Below are 1,918 nucleotides of genomic sequence, written 5' to 3' on the forward strand. Positions count from 1 at the left end.
GCTAGAGTGAAGGACTGAAATAAATTCAGCCCCTCCTCATCAAACCGTACGTGAGGTTTTCCCTCATACGGCTTTCCGATGTTCGTCATTCATGTGCATGCGATCTACAGGAGCGTCTTTAGTCCATACATCTGGCTTAGCGATTTCACCTCATATCCAGAGCCGCGCCAGCAATTGCGCTGGCGTTTCTTTGCATACCACTTGGTTAGCCGTGAGCGGATGTACCAGTCTAGCTTGGTCATCCATTTGGAACTGTATGGCGTTGTATAGTAGTTCTTCCAGCCTTGGATTCTAAGATTCAACCAGTCCACATGTTCCTGAAACGAGACATGCCGCATTTTAGGCGGAGCAAGCCGCTCCTTCACCACTTCCCGAATATGCTTTTCCGCTTTAGTGCAGAGCCACTGCTGGGTCGTGTAGTACACGCGGTTCTGGCTCGTTTCTGCCTTCGTTTTCCGGTGGTGCATGCCGAGGAAGTCGAATCCTTCTTTTCCCGTCCATAACCCCACGATTCGCGTTTTCTCCGGGTGCAGGGTCAGTTCCAGCCGCTCCATTATCGTTTGAATTAGCTTGTAAGCATGAAGCGCGTCTTTCCTTGCACACGATGACGAAGTCGTCTGCATACCGCGTCAGTTCTCCGACTTCTTTGCCATGTTTCTCCCACAGCCGGTCGAAGTAGTTCAGGTAGATGTTCGCCAACAACGGGGATATGACCCCGCCCTGTGGCGTTCCTAGGTCGGAGCGTCTAATCGCTCCTTCCTCCATCACACCTGCTCCGAGCCATTGCCGAATTAGCTTGAGAACGCGTCTGTCGCTGACTCGCATTTCCACTAGCTTCATCAACTTCTCTTGGTTCATGTTGTCGAAGTAGCCTTGGATGTCGACGTCGACCACCCAATTGCCTTTGCGGTTGCATGCCTTGAGAATTCGCTCCAGTGCTTGTTTCGCACCTCGCTTCGGACGGAAACCGAACGAGCATTCCTGAAAATCGGCTTCAAAGATCGGTTCCAGTATGAGTTTGGTAGTCATTTGTACGACGCGGTCTCTCACCGTTGGGATGCCGAGCGGACGTTGTCGTCCGTCTTTCTTCGGAATGTAGTGACGTCGTACAGGCTGGGGACGATAGGATTTCTTCATGAGACGTTCTTGGCATTCCGCTAGGAATTGATCTTCACCGATCTTCGCAATGTCTGCCATGGTTTCTCCGTCTATGCCTGCCGCTCCCTTGTTTGTCCGTACTCTCCGCCACGCTTCCTGCAACACATCCAATCGATGAACCTTGTCGTATAGCGCATGGAACTTTCTGCTCTTGCTTGTCTTGGCAGCATGACCTAGCTTCTCTTGGAGTTGTTGAGCTTTTTCCTTAGATGTCGTTAGCCAATTGGCATTCACTCACTCGTACCTCCTCGAAATGCTTGAACAAAGCAGGGCTCCTTCCCTCCCGCAGGTTGTGTTGTCCTGCGTTCTTCGGTAGTATGAGCCCCTCGGACTCCCTTCCTGCGGACGGATCACTTCACCTTTTGGCTTATAGACCACCCGTTTACGGAATATATTTCTCCGTGCAGGGGAGGGTCTCCCCAGTTCACTGCATCTTCTTTCATGCCATGCCGTTCCCTCTACGCCGGAGGATTCTTCGCTGTCGCTCCAAGTTCTACACAGCTTCCATGGTCTTCGTCCAATGTAGCGGGACTCGACTTCCTCTTTTTTCCCTCGCGAGGCCTTTTTGACGACGCGGCAGGATTCACTTCATGTTACGGCCTGGCATGTCGCTCGCCCTGTCTCTGACAGATACTTTTGTCGATACGCTTTTACGCACAGATTTCGCCATACGCAAGTATCCAAGCTACACGGGGGCTTGGCCCCTCCCGCGACCGGACTTCCACCGGCAAGAAGATGCGTGCCTCTGGGCACGCCTGCA

At 52.5% G+C, this 1,918-nt stretch carries 2 protein-coding genes; both read right to left on the bottom strand.

What is annotated here, in order from left to right; genetic code table 11:
- Positions 1 to 104 precede the first annotated feature (104 nt).
- Positions 105 to 467 (bottom strand): group II intron maturase-specific domain-containing protein, encoded by a 363-nt coding sequence (locus tag KXG62_RS34570; RefSeq protein WP_343223565.1) that lies wholly within the window; start codon positions 465 to 467, stop codon positions 105 to 107.
- Positions 391 to 1,392 carry a group II intron reverse transcriptase/maturase gene (gene ltrA / locus KXG62_RS33730; protein ID WP_246627770.1) on the bottom strand — a complete coding sequence of 334 codons (1,002 nt, stop codon included), beginning with the start codon at positions 1,390 to 1,392 and terminating at the stop codon, positions 391 to 393. The genes KXG62_RS34570 and ltrA overlap by 77 nt, the downstream gene beginning before the upstream one ends.
- Positions 1,393 to 1,918: the final 526 nt, after the last annotated feature.

This window comes from Paenibacillus solanacearum (assembly GCF_910593845.1).
Classification (GTDB): Bacteria; Bacillota; Bacilli; order Paenibacillales; family NBRC-103111; genus Paenibacillus_G; species Paenibacillus_G solanacearum.

Coding starts and splice junctions, on each gene's coding strand:
- KXG62_RS34570 (WP_343223565.1), bottom strand. CDS start 467: ATGCACCACCGGAAAACGAAGGCAGAAACGAGCCAGAACCGCGTGTAC.